Source organism: Myxococcus sp. AB025B (genome assembly GCF_006518215.1).
In the GTDB taxonomy this organism is placed as follows: domain Bacteria; phylum Myxococcota; class Myxococcia; order Myxococcales; family Myxococcaceae; genus Myxococcus; species Myxococcus fulvus.
Genome location: NZ_SRLW01000052.1, coordinates 23815 through 41625 on the forward strand (window position 1 = coordinate 23815; position 17811 = coordinate 41625).

At 68.8% G+C, this 17811-nt stretch carries 12 protein-coding genes; 4 read left to right on the top strand and 8 right to left on the bottom strand.

Going from position 1 to position 17811, the window contains the following annotated elements; translation table 11 throughout:
• The gene (locus tag FL311_RS11335) at positions 1-819 is read left to right on the top strand and encodes a hypothetical protein (protein WP_141325054.1); all 819 of its coding nucleotides are present in this window, start codon (positions 1-3) and stop codon (positions 817-819) included.
• 27 nt (positions 820-846) lie between these two features.
• Here FL311_RS11335 and FL311_RS11340 read toward each other — a convergent pair whose 3' ends face one another.
• From FL311_RS11340 to FL311_RS11360, 5 genes are all read right to left on the bottom strand, one after another.
• A complete protein-coding gene (locus tag FL311_RS11340; protein ID WP_228556816.1) occupies positions 847-1164 on the bottom strand; it encodes a hypothetical protein in 318 nt (105 codons plus the stop codon).
• A gap of 58 nt (positions 1165-1222) precedes the next feature.
• Positions 1223-4690 carry a methylmalonyl-CoA mutase family protein gene (locus tag FL311_RS11345; protein WP_141325055.1) on the bottom strand — a complete coding sequence of 1156 codons (3468 nt, stop codon included), beginning with the start codon at positions 4688-4690 and terminating at the stop codon, positions 1223-1225.
• 75 nt (positions 4691-4765) lie between these two features.
• Positions 4766-5749 carry a methylmalonyl Co-A mutase-associated GTPase MeaB gene (meaB, locus tag FL311_RS11350; protein WP_141325056.1) on the bottom strand — a complete coding sequence of 328 codons (984 nt, stop codon included), beginning with the start codon at positions 5747-5749 and terminating at the stop codon, positions 4766-4768.
• Positions 5746-7935, bottom strand: coding sequence for a methylmalonyl-CoA mutase (scpA, locus tag FL311_RS11355; RefSeq protein WP_141325057.1), 2190 nt, complete (start codon positions 7933-7935; stop codon positions 5746-5748). Before scpA ends, meaB begins: the two co-directional genes overlap by 4 nt.
• Positions 7935-9797: a methylmalonyl-CoA mutase family protein gene (locus FL311_RS11360; RefSeq protein WP_141325058.1), complete on the bottom strand. Its 1863-nt coding sequence runs from the start codon at positions 9795-9797 to the stop codon at positions 7935-7937. Before FL311_RS11360 ends, scpA begins: the two co-directional genes overlap by 1 nt.
• 238 nt (positions 9798-10035) lie before the next feature.
• Between FL311_RS11360 and FL311_RS11365 the strand changes: the two genes are divergently transcribed.
• On the top strand, positions 10036-11136 hold the full coding sequence (locus FL311_RS11365) for an ankyrin repeat domain-containing protein (protein ID WP_141325059.1): 1101 nt from the start codon (positions 10036-10038) through the stop codon (positions 11134-11136).
• A 58-nt stretch (positions 11137-11194) separates the two neighbouring features.
• Positions 11195-11728 carry a DUF2378 family protein gene (locus tag FL311_RS11370; RefSeq protein ID WP_141325060.1) on the top strand — a complete coding sequence of 178 codons (534 nt, stop codon included), beginning with the start codon at positions 11195-11197 and terminating at the stop codon, positions 11726-11728.
• Between the two features lie 19 nt (positions 11729-11747).
• On the opposite strand, the gene FL311_RS11375 is transcribed toward FL311_RS11370, so the two are convergent.
• Both FL311_RS11375 and FL311_RS11380 read right to left on the bottom strand, forming a co-directional pair.
• Positions 11748-15350 carry a M1 family aminopeptidase gene (locus tag FL311_RS11375; RefSeq protein ID WP_141325061.1) on the bottom strand — a complete coding sequence of 1201 codons (3603 nt, stop codon included), beginning with the start codon at positions 15348-15350 and terminating at the stop codon, positions 11748-11750.
• 1 nt (position 15351) lies between these two features.
• Positions 15352-16233, bottom strand: a complete 882-nt coding sequence (locus FL311_RS11380) for an ABC transporter ATP-binding protein (protein WP_141325062.1) — start codon at positions 16231-16233, stop codon at positions 15352-15354.
• A 39-nt stretch (positions 16234-16272) separates the two neighbouring features.
• Between FL311_RS11380 and FL311_RS11385 the strand changes: the two genes are divergently transcribed.
• Positions 16273-17514 carry a cellulase family glycosylhydrolase gene (locus tag FL311_RS11385; protein WP_141325063.1) on the top strand — a complete coding sequence of 414 codons (1242 nt, stop codon included), beginning with the start codon at positions 16273-16275 and terminating at the stop codon, positions 17512-17514.
• 69 nt (positions 17515-17583) lie between these two features.
• Here the strand turns inward: FL311_RS11385 and FL311_RS11390 are convergent.
• Positions 17584-17811: response regulator transcription factor (locus tag FL311_RS11390; protein ID WP_141325064.1), on the bottom strand; the 228-nt coding region annotated here is incomplete at its 5' end.

The following is a 17811-nucleotide window of genomic DNA, read 5'->3' on the forward strand; positions in this document are numbered from 1 at the left end:
ATGATGCAGCTTCAAGCCAGGGTTCTGCTGAGTCTGGGTATCTCGGTTGCGTGTGTTGGATGCTCATGGCTCAAGAGTATCCATGGGCCATTTCCAAACTTCGTGCCGGTGATTGATTCTCCGACTCCCGACGAGCGGGCGTTGGCGGCCCGGATTTATGCGCCTTATCCAGATGGTATTTTGGCGGACGGCGGCCCTGTGCTCATTGATGGCGGGACGCTCGTGATCGCGGGAGGTTTGGATGGGGGGATGGATGGTGGGGTAGTCTACGACTCCAGGCGGATTCGATACCCGATGCGTGATGGTTGGTCGTACTGCCGAAACATCGAACAGCATGCTGCTCGTGCATCGACTGCATGGGCAGGGGAGGGGATTGTCTTCCTGGGGGCAGGGCTGGCTGGAACAGTGGCTGGGACCAAGATGATGACGGAGGGCAAGGCTACGTTCGAGGACTTCGCAACGCTCGGAGGGAGTCTCGTTGCCCTTGGTATCGGCATTTATGGTTTGGAGCGGAGTTCCTCCGCGGCCAAGGCCTCGTCGACGGCCTCACTGGGGATGGCAAGTCAGACTTCAGATGCAGCCTTCGCTATTTGCATGGCTGCACGAAGCCAATGGGTATCCGAGAGACAGGAGGCCAATACCCAAGCCCGGTTGATGATGATCAAGTACGCGGAAGGGGCGTTCAAATCTCCTGCTGATACGGACGCTGGAACGAGCGATGCTGGAGCCTCAGATGCAGGGGTAGATACTCCGCTGGCAAGTGATGCTGGCTCAGGGGGGGCCTCGAGCGATGCGGGGCCAGATGGCGGGAGCTCGTGAGCAGGGATTCCGCAAATGCTCCGAGCCTCAAGGCCCGGAGGTCCGCGGATGAATCCGTGCCACCCGTCCGAGCACATCGGAGCGTCGAGCCCACCCGTTGATCCTCCCCAGCGCGTTGCCAATCAAGACGCGCTCGGGCGTGGCGTCCTTGACCAGGTGGAGCAGCGCGCCGCCCTTCCAGCGCACGAAGACGACATCTCCCGCGCGCACCTCCAACGGATTCACCGGGGCCAGCGTCACGGCCTGGTTGTCCTCGATGACTCCGCGCATCGAGCCTCCCCGGGGGCGTACCGTGATGTCCTTGCCTTGCGTCAGCGCCTGAAGTGCGTCCGTCATCCATCCCATGTCACGTCTCCTCGAGAGATTCCTCGAGGAGACGTGGGGCGCTCAACGCGCTGACAGACTACATGTTCCGCCGGTACTGCCCGCCGACCTCGTACAGGGCGCGGGAGATCTGCCCGAGCGTGCAGACCTTACAGGCGTCCATCAGCGCGGCGAAGATGTTGCCGTTGTCGAGCGCCGCGCGCTTCACGGCCTCCAGCGCGGCGGGAGCCACGTCCGCGTTGCGCTTCCAGAACGCGTCGCGCGAGGTGATGGAGTAGTCCTTCTCCTCCTTCGTCGCGCGAATCACCTCCGGCGGCGTCACGGTGGGCGAGCCCTTCGGGTCCAGGAACGTGTTCACCCCGATGATGGGCAGCGAGCCGTCGTGCTTCAGCGTCTCGTAGTACAGCGACTCCTCTTGGATCTTCGAGCGCTGGTACATGCGCTCCATGGCGCCCAGCACGCCGCCGCGCTCGGAGATGGCGCGGAACTCGGTGAGCACCGCGGCCTCGACCAGGTCCGTCAGCTCCTCGACGATGAACGAGCCCTGGTTGGGGTTCTCGTTCTTCGACAGGCCGAACTCCTTGTTGATGATGAGCTGGATGGCCAGCGCGCGCCGCACGCTCTCCTCGGTGGGCGTGGTGATGGCCTCGTCGTAGGCGTTGGTGTGCAGCGAGTTGCAGTTGTCGTTCAACGCCAGCAGCGCCTGCAGCGTGGTGCGGATGTCGTTGAAGGCGATCTCCTGCGCGTGCAGGGAACGGCCCGACGTCTGGATGTGGTACTTCAGCTTCTGCGAGCGGTCATTGCCGCCGTACTTGTCGCGGATGGCCTTGGCCCAGATGCGACGCGCCACCCGGCCGAGCACCGTGTACTCGGGGTCCATTCCGTTCGAGAAGAAGAACGAGAGGTTGGGCGCGAAGTCGTCGATGTCCATCCCGCGCGACAGGTAGTACTCGACGAAGGTGAAGCCATTGGCCAGTGTGAAGGCCAGCTGGGAGATGGGGTTCGCCCCGGCCTCCGCGATGTGGTAGCCGGAGATGGACACCGAGTAGAAGTTCCGCACCTTCTTGTCGGTGAAGTACTGCTGGATGTCGCCCATCAGCCGCAGCGCGAACTCCGTGGAGAAGATGCAGGTGTTCTGCGCCTGGTCCTCCTTCAGGATGTCCGCCTGCACCGTGCCGCGCACCTGCTGGAGCGTCGACGCGCGGATCTTCTCGTACACCTCGCGCGGCAGCACCTCGTCGCCGGACACGCCGAGCAGCAAGAGCCCCAGCCCGTCATTTCCCTGCGGCAGCTCACCCTGGTAGCGCGGACGCGGCACGCCACGCTTCTGGTAGAGCGCGTCGATCTTCTGCTCGACCTCCTCCACCTTGTTGTTGGCGCGGATCCACTTCTCGCACTGCTGGTCCACCGCCGCGTTCAGGAAGAACCCGAGCAGCATCGGCGCGGGGCCGTTGATGGTCATCGACACCGACGTCGTCGGGTCCGCCAGGTCGAAGCCCGAGTAGAGCTTCTTCGCGTCGTCGACGTTGGCGATGGACACGCCCGAGTTGCCGACCTTGCCATAGATGTCCGGCCGGTGGTCCGGGTCCTCGCCGTACAGCGTCACCGAGTCGAACGCCGTGGACAGGCGCTTGGCCGGCAGTCCGCGCGACACGTAGTGGAAGCGCTTGTTGGTGCGCTCCGGGCCGCCCTCGCCGGCGAACATGCGCGCCGGGTCCTCGCCCTCGCGCTTGAGCGGGAAGACGCCTGCGGTGAACGGGAACGCGCCGGGCGCGTTCTCGCGCAACAGCCACATCAGGATGTCACCCCAGTCCTCGTAGCGGGGCAGGGCGATCTTCGGGATGCGCAGGTGCGACAGCGACTCGGTGAACAGGTCCAGCTCGATGACCTTGTCGCGCACCTGGTACTGGTACTTGGACGCCGCGTAGCGCCGCTTCGTCGCGGGCCACTCGCTCAGGAGCCGGCGGCAATCCGGGTCCAGCCGCGACTCCAGGTCCTTGTACAGCTCCACCAGCTCGCTCAGGTACGCGGGCTCGCCCTCGACGCGCTCGGTGACGTGCACCACGTCGGACGCGTCCTTCGGCTCGACGATCTCCAGCCGCTTCTTGCCGACGTTCTGCCGCAGCGCCTCGATGGTGCCGTGGAGCTGGTACATCCGCCGGGCGATGGCCGCCTGCGCGCGGGCGAAGGCATCGTACGCCTCACACGTCTCGACGATCTCCGCGAGGTAGCGGGTGCGCTCGGGCGGGATGATCCACTTCTTCTCGCTCATGCCCGGCGTCTGGGCCAGGTGCGACTGGAGCGGGGCGCCCGTCTTCTTCACCACCGCGTCCATGATGGCGCGGTAGAGCTGGTTCATCCCCGGGTCGTTGAACTGCGACGCGATGGTGCCGTGCACGGGCACCGCGTCATCCGCCGTGGTGAAGGCGTTGTGGTTGCGCTTCCACTGCTTGCGCACGTCGCGCAGGGCGTCCAGCGAGCCGCGCTTGTCGAACTTGTTGATGGCGATGACGTCCGCGAAGTCGAGCATGTCGATCTTCTCGAGCTGCGTCGCCGCGCCGTACTCGGCCGTCATCACGTAGAGCGACACGTCCGAGTGCTCGGTGATCTCGGTGTCGGACTGGCCGATGCCGGAGGTCTCCACCACGATGAGGTCGAAGCCCGCGGCCTTGCACACCTCGATGGAGTCGCCCACGTGCTTGGACAGCGCGAGGTTGCTCTGCCGGGTCGCCATGGAGCGCATGTACACGCGCGGGTTGTCGATGGCGTTCATCCGGATGCGGTCGCCGAGCAGCGCGCCGCCCGACTTGCGCTTCGACGGGTCCACCGATAGCACCGCCAGCGTCTTGTCCGGGAAGTCCGCCAGGAAGCGCCGCACCAGCTCGTCGACGAGGCTGGACTTGCCCGCGCCGCCGGTGCCGGTGATGCCCAGCACGGGCACGCGCGGCTGCTTCGAGCTCAGCTTCGTCATCGCGTCGCGGAGCTGGTCTCCCACCGACGCGAAGTTCTCCGCGATGGTGATGAGCGAGGCGATCTTCATCGGCTCGCGCACCGGCATCGCCGCCGCCGTCGGCGCGAAGTCCGCCGGGCGCTTCTCGAAGTCACACTCCTGGATGAGGTGGTCGATCATCCCCTGCAGGCCCATGGCCCGCCCGTCATCCGGGGAGTAGATGCGCGTGACCCCGTACGCGTGGAGCTCCTCGATCTCCGTCGGCAGGATGGTGCCGCCGCCACCGCCGAAGACCTTGATGTTCGCCCCGCGCTGCTTCAGCAGGTCGATCATGTACTTGAAGAACTCGACGTGACCGCCCTGGTACGAGGTGATCGCGATGCCCTGCGCGTCCTCCTGGATGGCGCAGTCGACGATCTCCGCGACCGAGCGGTTGTGTCCCAGGTGGATGATTTCGGCGCCCGAGGCCTGCATCAGGCGGCGCATGACGTTGATGGCCGCGTCGTGCCCGTCGAACAGGGAGGCGGCCGTCACGATTCGCACGTGGAATCGCGGCTTGTAGGGCCCGGGGACCGGGGTCAACTGGACGTTTCGCACGGCGCGTACAGTAGGAGCGCGGTGGATGTCGGGCAAGCGATTGAAGCGGGGGCCGCCGGGGCTCGACGCGGACTGTCAAGCCCTCGATGTCGGGAGGAAGGATTCCAGCACCCGCAGTGCGGCGGACGTCGGCGTGGCGCGTCCCTCGCGGACCTCCGCCTCCAGCACCGGCACCAGGGCGGCCACCGTGGGGTTCGCATGCAGGGCCGCTCGCAGACCGTCCTGCACCATGGACCACATCCAGCCCACCTGCTGCGCGCGCCGTCGCTGCTCCAGTGTCCCGGAGGCCACGCGCTTGCCCACCTGCGCCTCCAGCGCCTCCCACAGCTTGCCGATGCCCTGGCCCTCCAGCGCGCTGCACGTGGTGACCACGGGCTCGTTGCCCGGACGCATCAGGTGGAGCGCGGCGCGCAGCTCGGAGCGGGCCCGCTCGGCCCTCGGCAGGTTGTCACCGTCCGCCTTGTTGATGGCGAGCATGTCCGCCACCTCGAGGATGCCGCGCTTGATGCCCTGCAGCTCGTCGCCCGCGCCCGCGAGCATCAGCACCAGGTAGAAGTCCACCATGTCGGCGACCACCGTCTCCGACTGGCCCACGCCCACCGTCTCCACCAGCACCACGTCGAAGCCCGCCGCCTCGCACAACAGCAGCGTCTCACGCGTCTTGCGCGCGACCCCGCCCAGTGTGCCACTGGACGGACTGGGGCGGATGTACGCGGCCGTCTCGCGCGACAGCCGGGCCATGCGCGTCTTGTCGCCCAGGATGCTGCCGCCGGAGATGGTGCTCGACGGGTCGATGGCGAGCACCGCCACGCGCCGTCCCGCGCCCACCAGGTGCATCCCCAGCGCGTCGATGAAGGTGCTCTTGCCCACGCCGGGCACTCCGCTGATACCGATGCGCCGGCTGCCGCCCGTGAAGGGGAGCAGCCGGGTGAGGACCTCCTGCGCGAGCGCCTGGTGGCGCGGATGTCCGCTCTCCACCAGGGTGATGGCGCGCGCGAGCACGGAGCGATCCGCCGAGCGGACGCCGTCCACGTAGGCGTCCACCGTCAGCTGCTTCACGCCTCCTCCTGCGCCGCCGTCAGCTTCTCCAGCAGCTCCAGGGCCGCCTTCGAGATGACCGTGCCGGGGCCGAAGATGGCGGCGGCGCCCGCGGCGCGCAGCTCGTCGTAGTCCTGCGCGGGGATGACGCCGCCCACGACGACCATGATGTCCTCGCGGCCCAGCTCGCTCAGCGCGCGCTTGAGCTGCGGCACCAGCGTCAGGTGTCCGGCCGCCAGCGAGCTGGCGCCCACCACATGCACGTCGTTCTCCACGGCCTGGCGCGCGGACTCCTCGGGCGTCTGGAACAGCGGACCGATGTCCACGTCGAAGCCCAGGTCCGCGAACGCGGTGGCGATGACCTTCTGTCCCCGGTCATGCCCGTCCTGGCCCATCTTCGCGATGAGGATGCGAGGCCGGCGGCCGAAGCGCGCGAGGAACGCGTCCGCCGCGGCGCGGGCCTCGGTGATGCCCTGGGCGTCCTTGCCCGCTTCGCTCGAGTACACGCCGGACACGCTCCTCACCGTCGCTTCGTAGCGCCCGAAGACCTTCTCGAGCGCGTCGCTGATCTCTCCCACCGTCGCCTTCGCGCGCGCCGCGTCGATGGCGAGCGCCAGGAGATTGCCCTCGTTGCGCCGGCCCGCCTCGGTGAGCGCCTCCAGCTTGCGGCGCACGTCGTCCGCGTTGCGCTCCGCGCGCAGCTCCTTGAGCCGGGCGATCTGCGCCTCGCGCACCGCGGAGTTGTCCACCTTGAGGATCTCGATGTTGTCGGGACGCTCGGGCGGGTACTTGTTCACGCCGATGATGGCCTGACGGCCGGAGTCGATGCGCGCCTGCGTGCGGGCCGCCGCCTCCTCGATGCGCAGCTTGGGCAGCCCCGCCTCGATGGCCTTCGTCATGCCGCCCAGCGCCTCGACCTCCTGGATGTGGCCCCACGCCTTCTGCGCCAGCTCGTGCGTGAGCCGCTCCACGTAGTAGCTGCCGCCCCACGGGTCGATGACGCGCGTGGTGCCGCTCTCCAGCTGGAGATACAGCTGCGTGTTGCGGGCGATGCGCGCGCTGAAGTCCGTGGGGAGGGCGATGGCCTCGTCGAGCGAGTTGGTGTGCAGGCTCTGCGTGTGGCCCTGCGTCGCGGCCATGGCCTCCACGCACGTGCGCACCACGTTGTTGAACACGTCCTGCGCGGTGAGGCTCCAGCCGGAGGTCTGCGAGTGCGTGCGCAGCGCCAGGCTCTTGTCGCTCTTGGGGCTGAAGCCCTTGATGAGCCGGGCCCAGATCATCCGGCCCGCGCGCATCTTCGCCACCTCCATGAAGAAGTTCATGCCGATGGCCCAGAAGAACGACAGGCGCGGCGCGAACGCGTCCACGCCCAGTCCCGCCGCGAGCCCCGCGCGCACGTACTCCACACCGTCCGCCAGGGTGTAGCCGAGCTCCAGGTCCTGCGTCGCTCCGGCCTCCTGCATGTGGTAGCCGCTGATGCTGATGCTGTTGAAGCGCGGCATCTTCTCCGCGGTGAAGCGGAAGATGTCGCCGATGATGCGCATCGACGGGCCCGGCGGGTAGATGTACGTGTTGCGGACCATGAACTCCTTGAGGATGTCGTTCTGGATGGTCCCGCTGAGCTGCTCCGGCTTGACGCCCTGCTCCTCGGCCGCCACCACGTAGAGCGCGAGGATGGGCAGCACCGCGCCGTTCATCGTCATCGACACGCTCATCTGGTCGAGCGGGATGCGGTCGAACAGGATGCGCATGTCCTTGATGGAGTCGATGGCCACGCCCGCCATGCCCACGTCACCGGCGACGCGCGGATGGTCGCTGTCGTAGCCCCGGTGCGTGGCCAGGTCGAAGGCGATGGACAAACCCTTCTGTCCGGCCGCGAGGTTGCGGCGGTAGAAGGCGTTGGACGCCTCGGCCGTGGAGAAGCCCGCGTACTGGCGCACCGTCCACGGCTGCTGCACGTACATGGTGGAGTAGGGGCCGCGCACGAAGGGCGGCAGGCCCGGCAGCGAGCCCAGGTGCTCGACGTCCGCCAGGTCCTCGGGCGTGTACACCGCCTTGACGGGGATGCCCTCGGGCGTGTCCCAGTGCTCGGCGTCCTTCAGCGTGGCGCGGGCCTTCTCGCGCTGCGCCTCGAGCGCGGCGGCGGTCGGCTGGGTCTCCGGCGCGTCGAAGGCGATGCCGGAGAAGTTCGGGACGTGGGGACTCATCAGGCCACTCCGAGCTGCGCGTGCAGCGAGTTCAGGAGCGCGAACAGGTCCGCTCCCGCGAAGATGAACAGGTCCACGCCGGCCGCGCGGAAGGCGGCCTCGTGCTCGCCAGGACGTCCCGCCACCGCCACCGTGTGCGCGCCCTTCGCCTTCAGCGCCGCCGTCAGCGCGGGCACCCACTCGGGATACATCGCGTCCGGACCGGAGATGACCGCGAGCGTCGCGCCCGACTCGGCGAAGGCCGTCACCACCGCCGCCGGGTCCGCGAAGCCGTGCTTCTCCTTCGACTCGATGCCGCCGGCCGCCAGCGCGTTGACCACCCACGTGGAGCGCGCCGTGTGCTCGGCCACCGTGCCCAGGCTCGCCAGGAACGCGGTGGGCCGCTGTCCGTGCGCCGCGACATACCGGTCGCTCGCGTCACGCAACGACTCGAAGGGCTCCGCGAGGCGCGTGGGCTTCAGTCCCTCGCTGCTCGCGACGGTGCTCCGCGCCCGGTCCACGCGGCGCACGGGCGCCTCGCCCAGGAAGGGGAACTCGCTCACGCCCACGATGGGCTGCTTGCGGCTGCGCACGGCCTTCTCACGCGCGGCCCGCGTCTCCGCGAGCACCTTCGCGATGTCGCCCTGGGCCAGCGCCTTCTCCAGGCCGCCGAGCGACTCGACTCGCTGCAGCTCCGTCCACGCCGCGCGCGCCAGCTCCGAGGTGAGCTGCTCCAGGTAGTAGCTGCCGCCCGCGGGGTCCGCGACGCGGTTGAGGCTCGACTCGTCGCGCAGGATGAGCTGCGTGTTGCGCGCGAGCCTGCGCGCGCCCTCGTCTGGCGTGCCGAGCGGCTCGTCGAACGGGGAGGTGCTGACGCTGTCCGCGCCCGCGACCACGGCCGCGAAGGACTCGGCCGTGGCGCGCAGGATGTTCACCCACGGGTCTCTCTGCGTCTTCGTGCCGAGGGCGGTGCGCGCGTGCAGCCGCATCGCCTGCGCCTCGGGCGAGCCACCCGACGCGGCCACGACCTTGGCCCACAACAGCCGCGCGGCGCGCAGCTTGGCGATCTCCGGGAAGAACTGGCCGCCGACAGACAGCGCGAACTGCACCGAGCGCGCCGCGACGTCCACCGCCACGCCCGCGCGCTCCATTCCGCGCAGGTACTCCACACCCGTGGCCATGGCCCACGCCAGCTCGTGCACCGACGTGGCCCCCGCGTCCGCGTAGGCCCGCGTCGACACCAGCAGCACCCGCAGCTCCGGCGCGCTCTGGGCCCGCGACGTGACGAGCGGCGCGGCCTCCGCGAGCACCGCCGCCACGCCCTCCGGCAGCGCGCCGGTGCGAGCGAGGATGCCCAAGGGGTCGATGCCCAGCGAGCCGCTCGGCTTGACGCCCGCCTTGTCGGCCACGGCCAGCAGCAGGGACGCCGTGGCGAGCGGCGCCGAGTCCGGCTCCAGGTGCACGGGAGTCCGGTCCAGCGGCACGTGGGCCAGCAGCCGGGCCAGCGTGGCCTCGTCCTTCACCGGGATGCCATGGACCTCGCCCAGGCAGAGCCAGACACCCTGGGTGCCTCGCTCCAGGTCCGTGCGGAGGGCCTCGGCGGCGAGCGTCACGTCCGGCTCGGAGTACTCCTGGCACAGCAGCCAGCCGCCCTCGGTGTGGCCCAGGGGCTGGGTGCCCCGGACATAGGGGGCGACGCCTGGCGGCTGCGGCGCGGCCGTGTCCGCCTGCGCGTAGAGGGGCTGGAGCGCCAGTCCACCTTCCAGCGGCGACTGGAGCACCGTGAAGGGCTTGCCCTTCAGGTCCTTGTCCACCAGCCGGCGCCACTCCTCGAGAGTGCGGGCCGGGAACTCGGCGGCGATGTGAAGAGGCACCTGCGACATGCTGTGTCCTCGCGGGGGGATGTGGCCGATGACAGGGCGGCCGTCCCCGTCCCATAGGCGCAAAAACGCGCCCGTTCAATGGCGGTGAGCGGGGGAGGGCCTTGTTGGCATCGCCCCGGCCGCCGGGGTGTCAACAAGCCGGGAGTCATGGGCCGGTGGGACGCCAGGCGGACAGGGGTTGCTTTCACCCGCGAGGCGCGAGAAGGCTGACCCGGACGATCCACCGGGTGCGCACGCCATGACGCAGCAACAGTACGAGTTCCTGAACCTCATCAGGCAGGTCCGAAGCCACAACTTCATCGAAGACCACATCCGGCCCAGGGACCCGGCTGACTACGAGCGGCGACTGGCGAAGGAGCAGGCGGAGAACGAGGTCACGCTCGAGGAGATCCGTCAGGCGCTCGCCTCGGGGCTGAGCCTGGACTTCGCGGACCAGAATCACCACACGCCGCTCCTGACCGCCGTCACGCAGAACAACGTGGCGCTCATCCAACTGCTCATGGCCCACGGCGCGGACATTCGCGTGGCCCATGGCAACGAGATGCCGCTGCACCGCGCTGCGGAGTTCGGCGCGGACCGCGTCGTGCGCTTCATCATCGAGCAGGGCGTGGACCCGCGGACCCCTTCACCGTTCGGCGGCAGCGCGCTGCGCATCGCCCGGAACTCGCGTCACAGCCGCGGTGTCCCGGCCATGCTGGTGCAACTGCTGCTGCCCACCAAGGACCAGCGCCCGCCGCCGCCCAAGAAGCTCAAGGGTCTCTCCGAGGAGAAGGTGATGAAGTACCTCTCCAGCGAGCCGCCCGCGGGTGTCAGCGCGGCGTCCTGGACGATGCTCCGGGGCATCATGGAAGCTGTCTTCGTGGAGGCCCACGCCGTCTCGCTGGAGGAACTCTACGCGGGTATCGAGGACCGCTCCTCCGTGAATCCCGACCTGGTCTTCGCCGCCATCGGCCTCATCCAGGCTGTCATCGTCGAGGCGCCCAAGAACAAGTCGGTGAAGAAGCTCGCCAAGGATTCCTACGCCCACCACGGAGACCTGGAGATCAATGGCCCGCTCACCGTGAAGTCGCTCCTGGTGACGGGCAACCTGACGGTGAAGGGCAAGGCCGCCAACCGCCAGGGCGCCTCGCTGTTCGTCGGGGGCGCCTTCACGTGCGAGTCCTTCTACACCGAGGGGCCCGTCATCATCGGCGGCGACCTGGACGCCTCCCACGTCGAGGCGGCGCACAACGACTACGCGCTCGAGGTCAGGGGCACCCTGCGCACCCCGAAGCTCGTGGTGAAACAGCATGTCGTCAAGGCGGGGCATTTCGAGGTCCAGGAGCGCGTTGACTCCTAGTGCTTGAACCAGCGCGTCATGACCGGATGACGCGATTGCCCCTAGGGTGACGGCCCGAATGCCGACCGAAGTCAAAGTCCAGTCCACGTTGTTCGAGTCGCTGATTCGCTGCATGAACCCCGACTCGGCCCAGCGCGCCGAGCTCCTCGCGGCGGGCTACGACGTGGACCGGCCTCGCGCCACCTATCCCGCGTCCGTGTTCGCCGCGTGTCAGGCCGTGGCGCTGCGCACGACGTACGCGGGGCTCGCGCCGAAGGCCGCTCAGCGGGAGCTGGGGAGGGATTTGGTCCGCAAGTACTTCGACACGCTGGTGGGCCGCGTGGTGGGCATGGCGCTGAAGGTGGCGGGGCCCGAGCGGGCGATGAAGCGTGTGGCGCTCAGCTTCAGCTCGGTGATGGAGCCGGTGGACATCACGGTGGAGAACCTGGGTCCGCAGGTCTGGCGCGCGAAGTTCCGCGGCTACGTCTTCCCCGCCGAGGCCGCCGCGGGCACGTGTGAGGTCGCGCTGAAGCAGGCGGGCGCCTCCACGGCCACCGTGGAGGTGGAGCGCTACGAGGGCACCGAGGGCTTCGACCTGCGTCTTCGCTGGTGAAGCCCCCGGCACTCCGGGCTCAGGGCTGGGGCGTGCCCAGCGCCACGGCCGCGCCCTCCGTGGGCTCCGTCACGTTGTCCTGCGACGTGCGGTCGATGAGCTTGTTGAGCGGATCGATACCGACCTCCACGGGCTTCACCGGCACCGTGAAGCTCAGCTCGGATTCACCCTGGCTCACCTGGCGCTTCTCCAGGAACACCGCGTTGCCGTCCGCGTCGAGCGCGCCCACGTCCATCCAGTCGGAGAACTTCAGCTCGGTCTGCTCGCCCTTGTCGTCGCTGCGGAACTTCTTCGCGAGGACCTTGAGCGTGACGTCCCAGCCGCCCTGGGCGTTCTGCCGCATCGTCGCGGACACCGCCCGGTTGTCGTAGAGGGTGATGGTCTCGAAGAGGTCCTCCAGCAGGTACTGGTACTCCGGCGGCGTCTCCTCGCGCAGGAAGCCGATGAGCTCCGCGGAGCCCGTGTACGGAGGCCCCTGGAAGCGGACCTTCTCCACGTAGCGCTTCAGGGCGCGGTTGACGCGCTCCTCGCCGATGAAGTCCTGCAGCGCGTACATGGCGAGGCTGCCCTTCTGGTAGTGGATGTACGGCTGGTTCTCCACCCGCGACAGCGGCACCTCCTTCTTGCGCTCCATCGCGCGGCCCATCAGGTAGGTGTCCAGCTCGAACTTGAGGAAGCGCTTCATCTTCGTCGCGCCGAAGCGGTGCTTCATCACCATCAGCGCGGCGTACTGCGACATCGTCTCCGACGTCATCGTGGCGCCCTGCGCGCGCCCGCCCACCACCTGGTGCCCCCACCACTGATGGGCGATCTCGTGCGCGGTGATGTAGTACGGGTAGTCGACGTCGTCCGGGCTGCCATCGCGCACGCGGGCGATGAAGCCCACCGCCTCCGAGTACGGAATCGTGTTGGGGAACGACTGCGCGAAGCTCCCGTAGCGGGGGAACTCCAGGATGCGCGCCTGGCGGTGCTGGTACGACCCGAAGTTCTCCGAGCAGTACTCCAACGCGTCCTTCATGCCGCGCATCATCCGGTCCAGCACGTACGTGTGCGTGGGGTGGTGGTAGATCTCCAGCGCCACGCCCTTCCACGTGTCGCGCATCACCTCGTAGCGCGCGGACAGCACCGAGTAGAACTTCAGGATGGGCTGGTCCATCTTGTAGCGGAAGAAGCGCCGGTCCCCCACGGTCCACTCCTTCTCCAGGTAGCCCGGGGCGATGGCGAGCTGGTCCGGCGACGTGCTCACCGTGGCCTGGAAGGAGACGAAGTCCGCGTCGGGCGTGATGTAGTTGTTCGCCAGCGCCTTCGGGTCATCCCGGTCCGGCAGCCGCTCCTTGGGCTCGAGCCCGTACTCCTTGCGGTCCTTGTCCTCGGACAGCTCCGAGTCCTCCTGGTAGCCGAGCGTCGGCAGGTTGCCGCTGTTGAAGAAGGTGCCGTTGCTCACGATGTCCGTGCGCGCTGCCCCGTGCTTCAGGCGCTTCGCGTGGAACTCCAGGTCGAAGACCAGCTCCGCCTCCGCGCCCGGGGCCAGCGGCGTGGGCAGCTCCAGGACGAACAGGCCCAGCTCCCGGTCCGTGGGCTCCGTGCGCTCGGCGCCCGCGAGGCTCAGCTTGCGCACGCGCACGTCGGTGGGCATGTCGAGCAGCACCTTGGCGATGGGCTCCTGCGTCTTGTTGCGCAGCCGGTAGGTGCCGAGCGCCTCCAGCCGCTGCTCCTCCGGATGGATGTGGAACGTCACGTCCACGTCCGTCACGCGCGGGTGGGGCAGGGCGAGGAAGGACTTGTACTCCTTCTCGTAGCGGGCCCGCGCGCGCTCCATGTCCTTCTCGGTGACGAACGGGTTGACCACGCGGGTCTGGTACGTGATGAAACCGCCCAGCCCCAGGAACGCCAGCAGCGCCACGCTGGCGCCGGCCGTCCACGCCCAGCTCTGTCGGGCCCGCGCCTCGCGCAGCCGCTCCTTCCACCGCGTGGTGCGTCCCCGGACGATGAGCAGGTAGCCCACCGCGACGAGCAGCACCGCGAGCGCGTACCAGTACAGGCGGAACCACACGAGGTTGGACACGAAGTGGCCGTAGCCGTTCATGTCCGAGTACAGCATGCCGGTGTCCGAGCCGTAGCGCACCAGGCGGTCCTCCACGCCGAACAGGCCCAGCGCGGCCTGCGACGCGAAGTGGATGACCATGACCAGGTACGCCAGGTACTTCTGGTGGATGAGCACCTGCGCGAAGAAGGCCAGCACGCACAGGAGCACCTCGTGCGTGAAGTCCACCAGGACGATGTCCCTGAAGTACAGGCCCCACTCGATCTGGAAGAAGCCCCGGCTCACCTGCGAGATGAGCACCGCGAGCGCGACCACCACCTTGAGCGAGAACACCACCAGCAGCAGCGCGCCGAGCTTGGACGCATAGCCCACCCACGTCGGGGCCCGCGTCGCGTCCACGATGTCGCCCAGGCCCGCGTCGCGCTCCTTCCACACCAGCTCACCGGCGTAGAAGGTGAGGGTGATGAGCACGAAGGGCTTGAAGGTGCCCGTCGCCACCTCCAGCGCCTGCCACGTCACGGGCCACGTCGAGGTGCCGTAGATCTGCTTGGACACCAGCGCGCCCAGCGTGACGAAGATGAGCCCCGCCACCACGAAGGACCAGTACACCGGCGAGCGCAGCACGTCCCGGAAGGCGAGCCACGCGGACGCCGCGGCCGTGCGCGCCCAGCTGCCGAAGGTCGGCGCGGCGCGCGTGGTGGGGATGCCCACGGGCGCCTGGGGCGGCTCCGCCGCCTTCGCCGCGCGGCCACCGCGGTGCTCCTCCACCTCGGGCCGGAAGCGCAGCACCGTGAGGCCCAACAGCAGCGCGCCCACGGTGGACCACAACAGGCGGTTGACGAGCAGCACCCCGCTGAACGGAATCAGGTCGCGGTTGCGCTCGGCGGGGGTCCAGTAGCGCGTCACGTTGTCGACGGTGATGAACCCGAACGGGTCCAGGATGGAGCCCAGCGGCCGGTTGGCCACGTCCGACATGGCGGAGCTGAGCGCCAGGTAGCCCAGCACCAGCACGACGACGCCCACGTACACGGGGGCCATGCGGCGCGTGAGCGCGGCCAGCGAGAAGAACACCGTGCCCGCGAAGAACAGCGTGGGCCACACGCCCACCACGTACGGCCACAGGTAGGCGAGCGACTGGTGGGGCGCCAGCTGGGTCTTGTCAAAGAGCCACACGACGCCGGCGCCCACCAGCAGGCCCGGGATGATGGACAACATCAGCACCGCGCTGAAGACGAACGCGCCGAGGAAGCGGCCCAGCAGGTACGGCGCCTTCTTCACGTTCTTCGTGAAGATGAGCATCCACGTGCCGTGGCCGAAGTCCTGGTATGCGGCCTGGCCGAAGACGGCCGCCACCATGAGGAGGGCGAACAGGCCCAGCACGGTGATGAAGTTGAAGAGCGTGTACGGGCTGTTGGCCAGCACGCGCTCGGCGCCGGAGCTGGCGCTGATGTTCTTGAAGACGCCGCCGGTCGCCAGCATCAACAACAGGCCGGCGCCGGCGAGCACCGCTGCGTACACCCAGGTCGAGATCATCTTGACCCGGCGACGCAGCTCGAAGGTCACGAGTGCGCTGAACATGTCACGCCGCCTTCGACGCGCCGGACAGCGCGTGGAAGTAGACGTCCTCCAGGTCGGGGCTCGCCGCCTCGAAGCCCTCGGGCGCGCTGGGGGCGTGTACGTGCACCAGCCGCTGGCCCGCCACGCGCCGCACGGCGATGACCTCCAGCTGCTTCGACAGCGCGTCGAGCTCCTCCTGGCTCGTGACGAAGCGCTTCCACACCCGGCCTCGCAGCTGGTCCACCAGCTTCAGCGGGTGGCCGCTCGCCACCACGCGGCCCTGCGCGAGCACGGCCATGTCCTGACAGAGGTCCGCCACGTCCGACACGATGTGCGTGGACAGCAGCACCACCACGTCCGAGCTGATCTCCGCCAGCAGGTTGTGGAAGCGGAAGCGCTCGGCGGGGTCCAGGCCCGCGGTGGGCTCGTCGACGATGAGCAGCTTGGGGTCTCCGAGCAGCGCCTGGGCGATGCCGAAGCGCTGCTTCATGCCGCCGGAGAAGCCGCCGAGCCTGCGGTCGCGGTGCTCCCACAGGTTCACCTTGGTGAGCAGCGCCTTCACCGCGTCGTGGCGCGCGCGCCGCTGGGCCAGGCCCTTGAGCTGCGCCAGGTGGTCCAGCATGTCCCAGGCCGTCACCTTCGGGTACACGCCGAAATCCTGCGGCAGGAAGCCGAGCACGTCGCGCAGCCGGTCCTTGTCACGTCGCACGTCGATGCCGTCGAAGGTCATCGTCCCACCGTCCACGTCCTGCAACGTGGCGATGGAGCGCATGAGCGTCGACTTTCCAGCGCCGTTGGGCCCCAGCAGGCCGAACATCCCGCGCGGGATGGTGAGGGTGACGTCGTGCAACGCACGCGTACCGTTGGGGTACGTCTTGGACACGCCTTCGAGTCGGAGCTCCATGTCGGGCATCAACCTAGCCCATCCGTTACCATGGGCTCCATGTCTTCACGGCGCTGGCTCCTGTGTCTCACGCCCCTCTTCCTGCTGTGCGCGTGTGGCGAGGGAGAGCCCGTGATGCTCGAGGCCGCGGCGGCCGACTGTGGGAGCGCTCCACCGCAGCGGCTGGGGCGGCTGCCCGCGACGAGCATGGTGCTCAACGCCTACTTCCTCCAGGAGGAGGCCGCGCGCGACGTGCGCCGGGGCCTGTCCGACTCACCCATCGTCGAGGAGGTGTTCGCCAAGGCCGCCGCGATGGGCGTCGTGGCGCTCCGGACCAACGGGCACAACGAGGCGCCGGAGAAGGTGGGGGACAGCACCATCCAGGTGGCGCCGCTCCAGTACGACGAGGTCGCCCTGCGAGGGCTGGACCGCGTGCTCGCCCGGGCCCGGGTGCATGGGGTCCGGCTGGTGCTCACGCTGGGCAACTACTGGGATGCCTATGGTGGCACGCGCCAGTACGTGAGCTGGGCGGGGCTGCCGGACCCGGTGCAGGGGGACCCGCGCTTCTTCACCGAGCCCGTCGTCCGGGCGCTCTACAAGGAGCACCTGGCGCGGACGTTGGAGCGGGTGAACACCGAGGACGGCATGCGCTACGGCGACCATCCGGCGGTGCTGGCGTGGGAGCTGCTCAACGAGCCTCGGGGGCGGGGGCTGGATGCGCGGGGCGAGAAGCTGCGCGCGTGGGTCGACGAGATGGCGCGCGAGGTGAAGTCGCGAGCCCCGGGGCACCTGGTGGGCACGGGCGAGGAGGGCTTCGAGCCCTCGTCGGAAGGGTACGACGGTGCCTACTGGTCCCGCGTGGGGACGACGATGCTGCGCACGCCCGGCTCCAGCTTCACGCGCAACACGGCGTCGCCGTACATCGACTTCGCGTCGGTGCACTTCTATCCGGAGTCGTGGGGGCTGGATGGCGCGGGCACGGCGGAGGCGGGGGCCCGGTGGATTCGCGAGCACGCGGCCATCGCGCACGGCCTGGGCAAGCCGCTGCTGGTGGGGGAGCTGGGCCTGCGCAACGCGGGGGACTTGGATTTGTCCCAGCGTCGCGCGCTGTATCGTGGCTGGCTGGAGTGCATGCGCGGCGTGGGCGTGGGCGGCGGCGCGCTGTGGATGTTCGCCAACGACGCCCGGCCCGACGCGTGGGATGACCACACGTTCTACTTCCGCGACGGCACCTCGCCCGATGACCCGGTGAACCGCTACGCGGACCTGGTCATCGAGGCCGCGGGTTCGACGAGGCCCTGACGCACGAAGGCCCGGCGCGGCGCGCTTCGCGCCACTCCGGGCCACGGGCCACGGTGGATTCGCGACGGCTCAGACGGAGATGAGGCCCTTGCGGATGCCCTCGGTGACGGCCTCGACGCGGTTGGTCACCTCGAGCTTCCGGTAGATGTGCTCCAGGTGCGTGCGGATGGTGGCCTTGCTGAGGCTGAGGAGCCGGGCGGCCTCGCTGTTGGAGACGCCCTTGGCGATGAGCTGGAGGATTTCGCGCTCGCGGTCCGACAGGGGCTTGAGCAGCGGCTCCTCGGCGGAGGCGCTCTC

Bases quoted from the DNA above. Each gene is read 5' to 3' on its own strand.
- scpA (WP_141325057.1), bottom strand. From the start codon at position 7,935: ATGAGTCCCCACGTCCCGAACTTCTCCGGCATCGCCTTCGACGCGCCG.
- FL311_RS11340 (WP_228556816.1), bottom strand. From the start codon at position 1,164: ATGGGATGGATGACGGACGCACTTCAGGCGCTGACGCAAGGCAAGGAC.
- FL311_RS11370 (WP_141325060.1), top strand. From the start codon at position 11,195: ATGCCGACCGAAGTCAAAGTCCAGTCCACGTTGTTCGAGTCGCTGATT.
- FL311_RS11335 (WP_141325054.1), top strand. From the start codon at position 1: ATGATGCAGCTTCAAGCCAGGGTTCTGCTGAGTCTGGGTATCTCGGTT.
- FL311_RS11360 (WP_141325058.1), bottom strand. From the start codon at position 9,797: ATGTCGCAGGTGCCTCTTCACATCGCCGCCGAGTTCCCGGCCCGCACT.
- FL311_RS11375 (WP_141325061.1), bottom strand. From the start codon at position 15,350: ATGTTCAGCGCACTCGTGACCTTCGAGCTGCGTCGCCGGGTCAAGATG.
- FL311_RS11380 (WP_141325062.1), bottom strand. From the start codon at position 16,233: ATGGAGCTCCGACTCGAAGGCGTGTCCAAGACGTACCCCAACGGTACG.
- FL311_RS11365 (WP_141325059.1), top strand. From the start codon at position 10,036: ATGACGCAGCAACAGTACGAGTTCCTGAACCTCATCAGGCAGGTCCGA.
- FL311_RS11385 (WP_141325063.1), top strand. From the start codon at position 16,273: ATGTCTTCACGGCGCTGGCTCCTGTGTCTCACGCCCCTCTTCCTGCTG.